Origin of the sequence: Rhodoblastus sphagnicola (assembly GCF_002937075.1) — a bacterium.
Taxonomy (GTDB): domain Bacteria; phylum Pseudomonadota; class Alphaproteobacteria; order Rhizobiales; family Beijerinckiaceae; genus Rhodoblastus; species Rhodoblastus sphagnicola.
The window spans coordinates 26,180-33,114 of record NZ_NHSJ01000031.1 but is presented as its reverse complement, the minus strand read 5'-3'; the positions used below and the strand labels follow the sequence as shown (position 1 = coordinate 33,114).

5 protein-coding genes and 4 pseudogenes are annotated in these 6,935 nt (G+C 66.1%); 3 read left to right on the top strand and 6 right to left on the bottom strand.

The genetic code is table 11. The features are described 5' to 3' along the window. The 3 pseudogenes from CCR94_RS24925 to CCR94_RS03305 form a co-directional block, all read left to right on the top strand. Positions 1-333: pseudogene (locus tag CCR94_RS24925) on the top strand (hypothetical protein); the annotation flags it as partial. A gap of 133 nt (positions 334-466) precedes the next feature. Further along, positions 467-1,048, top strand: a pseudogene (locus tag CCR94_RS03310) (recombinase family protein). 22 nt (positions 1,049-1,070) lie between these two features. Beyond that, positions 1,071-2,474, top strand: a pseudogene (locus tag CCR94_RS03305) (ISKra4 family transposase). An 82-nt stretch (positions 2,475-2,556) separates the two neighbouring features. On the opposite strand, the pseudogene CCR94_RS25865 reads toward CCR94_RS03305, so the two are convergent. The 6 genes and pseudogenes from CCR94_RS25865 to CCR94_RS03275 form a co-directional block, all read right to left on the bottom strand. Beyond that, positions 2,557-3,075, bottom strand: a pseudogene (locus CCR94_RS25865) (NAD(P)-dependent oxidoreductase); the annotation flags it as partial. Between the two features lie 11 nt (positions 3,076-3,086). Then, the gene (gene hutW / locus CCR94_RS03295; RefSeq protein ID WP_104506453.1) at positions 3,087-4,448 is read right to left on the bottom strand and encodes a heme anaerobic degradation radical SAM methyltransferase ChuW/HutW; all 1,362 of its coding nucleotides are present in this window, start codon (positions 4,446-4,448) and stop codon (positions 3,087-3,089) included. Continuing rightward, on the bottom strand, positions 4,449-5,006 hold the full coding sequence (hutX, locus tag CCR94_RS03290) for a heme utilization cystosolic carrier protein HutX (RefSeq protein WP_104506452.1): 558 nt from the start codon (positions 5,004-5,006) through the stop codon (positions 4,449-4,451). It abuts the gene before it with no gap. Between the two features lie 229 nt (positions 5,007-5,235). Next, positions 5,236-5,778 carry a ChuX/HutX family heme-like substrate-binding protein gene (locus tag CCR94_RS03285; RefSeq protein WP_104506451.1) on the bottom strand — a complete coding sequence of 181 codons (543 nt, stop codon included), beginning with the start codon at positions 5,776-5,778 and terminating at the stop codon, positions 5,236-5,238. Then, positions 5,775-6,116, bottom strand: coding sequence for an antibiotic biosynthesis monooxygenase family protein (locus tag CCR94_RS03280; RefSeq protein WP_104506450.1), 342 nt, complete (start codon positions 6,114-6,116; stop codon positions 5,775-5,777). The genes CCR94_RS03285 and CCR94_RS03280 overlap by 4 nt, the downstream gene beginning before the upstream one ends. An 18-nt stretch (positions 6,117-6,134) precedes the next feature. Continuing rightward, entirely contained in the window at positions 6,135-6,935 is an 801-nt protein-coding gene (locus CCR94_RS03275; RefSeq protein WP_146089837.1) for an energy transducer TonB, read from the bottom strand.

Here is a 6,935-nt window from a genome sequence, read left to right as displayed (position 1 = left end):
TCACGCAGGGCCTATCCCCACTGCGTCGAGGGCAACGCCTCGTGCCCGCCCGAGGACTGCGGCGGACCAGCAGCTTTTCTTGAGCGCCGCGATGCTCAGTACTCGCTGGAAGGGATCGAAGATCTTGGGACCGTTGCCGATTTTGTCGACCAGGTCGTTTTGAAGAAACAGACGGAAATCCTGAAGGGCGAGGCCGTCATCAAAGAAATGCACGATGTGCTGGAACGCCTTGAAGAGCGTCATTCCTGGCAAGGTCATCCTTTCTCGCGCAAGGCGGTCAATGCCCGGCTGAAGAATGGCGATCACCTCACCCTCATGTATCAGCGGTGGTGATTTCGGGAGCCGGCACGCTGTCCTAAACCGTGCGATTACGGACATCCCCTTCACGCCATGTCCGGAAGTTATCTTGACATAATTTCGAACATGGCCGACGTTTCGAATCTCCCTTTTGGATGGGTCCAAGGTCATGCCGCGCGTCTTCGCTTACGTCCGCGTCTCGACGACGGGGCAGACGACCGAAAATCAGCTCCACGAAATCAACGCCGCCGGCTTCACCATCTAACCTCGCCGCGTCGTTTCCGAGACAATCTCGGGCGGCACTGCCGCTGCGCAACGGCGAGGCTTCATTCGTCTCCTGGACAAGCTGGAGACCGGAGACATTCTCGTCGTCACAAAGCTTGATCGTTTGGGCCGCAACGCCATGGACGTGCGGGCCACCGTCGATCGATTGGCCGCGCTCGGCGTTCGCGTTCACTGTCTTGCCCTTGGCGGCGCCGACCTCACAAGCGCGGCGGGGAAGATGACCATGCAGGTTATCGCCGCCGTCGCCGAATTTGAGCGCGATCTGCTGGTCGAGCGAACCCAGGCTGGCTTGGCGCGCGCCAAGGCGGAAGGAAAGTCCATTGGCCGGCCCGGCGCTCTGACGCAAAGTCAGCGCGAGGATGTCATCCGGCGATTGGACGGCGGCGCGTCTGTTTCCGCCCTAGCGCGCGAATACGCCACCAGCCGTCAAACCATCCTACGAGCGCGCGCGATGGCGGCGGCGTGATTTCGGCCAACCGGAGGGCGCCATGCGCGTGAAGATTCTGCTTCAGATCACAACCGATGACGGCGAGCCGGCCGGCGCCGAGGAGATCGCATCTTTTGGCAAATGCGTCGAACGCGCCGAGGATCTCGGACTGTCCCTCGCCGAGAGCAAGATTCTGCTTGCCGCCGCCCAGCAGCGGATCGTCGAAGTCCAGACCAAGAGCTGGATCGAGGCGCAACGATGCTGTGAGGTTTGCAGCCGCAGGAGACGGAGCAAGGGCAGCTATCCGATCGTATTCCACACATTGTTCGGCGACGTGAAGCTGGCGAGCCCGCGATTTCACCGCTGCGTATGCCGAAAAGGGAACGGAAGAGCCACCGTGTCGCCACTCATGGAACTCATTCCTTATCATGTCGCGCCGGAGCGGCTTTACCTGGAAACGCGCTGGGCCTCGCTCGTTCCATACGCCGCCGCGGCCGAGCTTCTCGGCGACGTCCTGCCGGTCGAGACTGGCGTCAACGCCACGACGCTGCGCCAGCACGTCCTACGCGTCGCAGAGCGCGCCGAAGCGGAACTGCCGAAGGACCGGCGCACCTTCATGGATGGAAGTCCGGCGGATTGGCAAACGTTGCCCGTCCCGGACGGGCGCATCGTTGTCGGCCTTGATGGCGGCTATGTCCGCGACTGGACCGAGAGAAAGAACAACTTCGAGGTCATCGTCGGACGTTCGATGCCGGAGGATGGCGCTCCGCGCTATCTCGGCTTCGTCCATGGCTTCGATCAAAAACCGAAGCGCCGTCTTGTCGACATGTTGGAAAGCTAGGGAATGCAGGCCAATCAGGACATCACTTTCCTGACCGACGGCGGCGAGGAAGTTCGGGCGCTCACCGAACGGATCAGCCCTTGCAGCGAGCATGTTATCGACTGGTTCCACGTCACCATGCGCATTACCGTGCTCGGCCAGTTTGCAAAAGGCGTCGCGCAATGCGACGAGGAAGCCGGCACCCGGCTGACAAAGGAGCTGGGGCGAATAAAATGGAAATTATGGCACGGAAACACGATCGCCGCCCAAGAGGTGATTGAAGACTTTGAAGACGACCTTTCCGAACTTGACGTGGATTATCCGAACCTGCGCAAATTTATCGCCGCCGCTCGCGAGTTCGCCGTCTATATCGCCTCGAACACGGCCAGCCTCATCAATTACGGCGAACGATATCGATCCGGCGAGCGCATTTCCTCGGCTTTTGTGGAGGCGACGGTCAACGCCGTGGTCAGCAAGCGGTTTGCCAAAAAGCAGCAAATGCAATGGACCCGGCGTGGCGCGCATCTTCTCTTGCAGACCCGCACGCGGAAGCTCGACGGAACGCTGCGATCGACCTTTGAGCGGTGGTTTCCAGGGTTGGCGATCGAAAACGTAGGCCGCTCGATTCACGCCAAGGCAGCGTGAGCGCCCCACACTTCCTCATGGTCCCCAATACGGGCGTCGATGGCGGTGACAATCCGGGCAGACGCGGCAGCAGACCGGCGAGATCGGCGCAGGAAATCAATCCATGCGCGGTCTCGTCGTCAACCAGCACGGCGCCGTCGCTCGGCTCGGCCTCGACCAGCCCGCCGGGACGAACCAGCGTCCAGTCGAGATCTTTCGCCATAATGTGGTCTTCCGCCCGGGTCTTGGCCACGAGAACCTCGCCTATAGCTGCGAGCAGGCGCGGCGAGGCGTGGCGGCGCGAACCGCCGCAGCCGAGCGAGGTCACTGCGATCAGGCGGCGCGCGCCCGCGGCGAGGCAGGCGTCGGCGACATGGCGCAGGCCGAGATCGTCGACGGCCAGATCGCCGCGCCCGCCCAGCGTCGAAACCACAACGTCCGGCCGCGCTTGCGTCACCGCCTCGACGGTCGCGTCGGGCGACAGCACGTCGCAGACCAAGGCTTCATCCGCCGTCACAACGCGCGCGGAATCGCGCGCCGCGGCGACGACCAACCATCCGGCCTCCCGCGCGAAAACAGCGAGATGAGCGCCGACGCGTCCCGTGGCGCCGAAAATCAGCATGCGCTTTGGCGTCATGCGACGCGCCTCCCCCGCGCGTGTTCGCAGGCCGTGACCAGACCGCGCGCCAGGGTCGTCATCCAGAAGTCGCCGGCGACCGTGGTGCGCAGCAGGCCGCCATCCAACGCGATCAACCCGGCCTCGCGCCAGGCGCCGAGCAGCGGCGCGGCGGCGTCGACAAAGCCAGGCCGCCGCGCCTCGACGGCGACGAGATCGAGTTGGCCGGCTTCCAGCGACGCCGCGATCAGCGCGTCGGCTTCGTGAACGGGTGGCAGATCGCCCATGCGGCCGATGGCGGACCGCCCCGCCTCGACGGTGCGCGCCCAAGCGTCGAAGTCCGACTCCATCGACCAGCTCGATCCGAAACCGCCGCCGCCGGCGCCCGGCCCAAAGGCGAGGCAGACGGCGTCCGTCTTCACCAGTCGGTTGTAGAGGCTGCGCTCGCGCGGGGTGCGCGCCACATGCGCCTGCGACAGGCGCGTCCAGCCCTGTTCGGCGAAAAAGGCGCGCGCGGTCGCATAGGCGCGCGCCTGGTCGGCGAGCGTGGGGACGGGAAGCGTCTTGCCGGCGGCGATCGCCTGCGCCAGCGGCCCATTCGGGTGAACGCCCAGCGCGTAATAGTCGAGGCCGTCGAGCCCCAGCGTCGCCGCCGTCTCGATGTCCGAACGCCACACTTCCTCGGTTTGGCCGGGCAGGCCATAGATCAGATCGATCACCACCGCCGCGCGGTCGCGCGCGACCAGCGCGGCGATGGCTTCGATCAGATGCTGGCGGTCGAGCTTGCGGCCCAGGCGTCGGCGCACCCGTGTGTCAAAGGATTGCACGCCGAGCGAGATGCGGTTGACGCCGGCGTCCAGCGCCGCGTCGATCTTGTCCTCGTCGAAGCCGAACATGCGGCCTTCCAGCGTGATCTCGCAATCCGCCGCCAGCGGCAGCCGCGTCTTCAACGCGCCAACCAGGAGCGCGATCTCGGACGCGGCCAGGGCGGTCGGCGTGCCGCCGCCAATATAGACGGCTGAAAGCGGCGGCCCCTCCGCGACCATTGGCAGGGCCGCCGCCCGGTCGAGGTCGGCGACCATCAAATCGGCATAACGGCGCGTCCGCGCGCGGTCATAGCCGTTGCGGTAGAAGCCGCAGAACAGGCAGCGGCTGACGCAAAAGGGCGCATGCACATAGGCCACGGCGGCGTTGTGCGCGCGCGGCATGGCTTCGAGCCGGCTGACGCGGGCGCAAAGGTCCGCATCATCGACGGCGCGCAGGCCGCGCCAGGGCATCATCGCGCTGCGCCGCGCGAAGGCGTCGGTGAGCGCCGGCCCCGTTCGCGCGGGAAGAAACGGCGCCAGCGGGTCGTCCGTCGCCATTGCGGGCGTGATCATTCACGCCTCCCCCAAAACGGCTGCTGTCCGGCATAGCCCCGCTTCGAGCGCGTCGAAGCGGCGCAACTGATCGGGGATGAGGCGGCGTTCGGCGTCGCGTCCGACAAAAATCTTGAACATGCCTTCGCCATCTATGTCGTAGAATTGGATAGAGCGCGTCTCCGCGCGCATGAACGGGCGGCGGACGAAGGCGATGTCGGCGCATCGGCTGCTCGAAAGATGCGCGCCGAGCGGTCCGTTTCCATGGAGGTTGAAGTATCCTTGGCCGAACCGGCCCGGGGGAATTGTCGCCTTCACTTCGACGATGACGTTGACGGTGTGAACGAGGAACAGTAATTCGCCCCACGCGCTCATATCGGCCATCGCCTGCTCGAAGGACGCGCCGGGCGCCCACCGGCACAGCGTGTCCGGCAGCAGGCGCAGCACGTCGGCGGGGCTCATCCCCTGTTCGCGCGCCACCTGTTCGACGACCAGCATGGAATCCTCGACCAGACGCGTCCCGATCTCCCGGCGCTTGAGCCCCTCCGAATGCGGATTCGCGTGTTCAACAGCCGCCATGACGACGCCCCCTTCATGCTTGCGTTTTTGAGAAGCAGACCGGTGGCGGGCGAAAGCCGAAAGGCGGCTGGCTGTGCGGTCGATGGAAACAGGCTAGCCGCGACGCCGACAAGCGGCAACAAACACGCGGCTTTTTAGAACAATTCTATAGCAAGCCAGCTGAGCGATGCGGTTGGAACTGCGCGCGCAGGCTCGGCGCCATTTGGCGGCGCGGCTTAGGCATGTTGGCTTAGGTCGAGGAGCATCTGCGCCACTTCGCCCACATCGCCTCGAATTTCGCCAATTGGTTTCCGTCGGGTTGCCGGGCGACGTCGCGACGGACCAGGATTTTGAACAGGGCGTCGCCGGCCTGATTCAGGAAGATCACAGCGCGGGACCCGCGCCCGGATCGGGGACGATCCACCAGCCAGACCGCGGCGCAGAGGTCGCGCGACGGCGCGTCGGGCCCGGGGGCGAGGGCGAACAGGTTGAACAGGCCGCGCCCGGCCCGTCCCGGCTGGAGCTGCGTCGTCATTTCAAAAGCGCCATGCGCGTCGGAGGTCGCGAAGACGACCCGTCCCCAACTGGCCAATTCGTCCCAGACTTCGGCGAAATATCGGCCGTCGGCCTTGCAGGCCTGCGATGACGGCAGCAGCGCCAGCACATCGCGCAAGGCGAGGTCATGGCGGCGCGCGATCTCGTCGAGATCCGCGTCGCCGATGGCCAGCGCGGTCCCCGCCGCCTGGAGCCGCGTGGCGAAATCGCTCGCGGGGATTGTGACGGCGATGTTCATTCCGCCGCCTCCCGCGCGGCCAAGGGAGCGCTCAGCGTCTGAAGGACGTCAAATCCCTCGAACTGCGGCTGGCCGACCGACAGCGGCGCGCGCTTTTCCGCGCGGTCATGCGCGGCGCGGAATTGCGCCGACTGGGTCCAGGCCTCGAAATCCGCCTTGCGCGCCCACAATGTATAGGACGAATAGAGCTGCGGCTCCGCGTCATCCGGCCCCTTGAGGAGCTGGAAGGTCATGAAGCCCGGCATTTGATGCAGAGTCGAATTGCGGGCCAGCCACATGGCTTCGAAGGCGGCGGCGTTTTCCTTGAAAACCTTGAAACGATTCATCGCGACAAACATGGTTTCGCCTCTCCTCGATCAATGCAGGCTGTAGTTGACGGCCGTGGTGAAGCTCAGGCGCGCGCCGGCCGGCGCGAGTGGAAACGGCGCGGCGTTGCGCACCATGGCCAGCGTGGCCTGATCCAACGCACTCGACCCGGAGCCGCGCGCCAGGGAAACGCCCAGGACTCCGCCGGAGGCCGAGAGGGTGAAGGCGATGACGGCGGTTCCGGTGACGTCGCGGTCGCGCGCGGAAGAAGGATATTGCTTGTGGCGCGCGAGTTGCGCGAGCACCGCGCCGCGCCAGTTTTGCGCCTCGGCGCCCCCGGTCGCAGGCGCCGGACCGCGCGCGCCGCCCTGCGAAGCCGCGCGGGCGTTCTGGCGCTCGCTGCCGCGCCCAGCCTGCGCCATGCGCGCCGGTTCTTTCTCCATGGCGCGCCGGGGCTGCGTCCGGCGCGCCGGTCTTTTGTCTTCGGCCGCGCGGTGAAGCGCGGGGCGCGGCCTGGGTATCGGCGATTCTTCGACCGCCGGCGCCTCTTCCTCCCCCGCCGTTGAGACCGAGGCGTCCGGCAGTTGCGGCGGCGCGGACGCCGCCTCGGATTCGACGCTGCTGACAGCGTCGCTGGAGAGATAGGCTATGTCCAGCGTCTGCGCCCCGCCCGAAACATCCTGCGCCAGGTCGGCTTCCGGATCGCGCGCAGACATGGCGGCTGCGAAGGCGAGGTGCAGGCCCAGCGAGGCCAGGGACGACCAGGCCAGTCTGCGCCGCGCGCCGGCGCCCGGCCGGTCCGGCTCGGATTCCGGGAGGAACGGCGTGGCTAGCGTGCTGGACAGGACCAT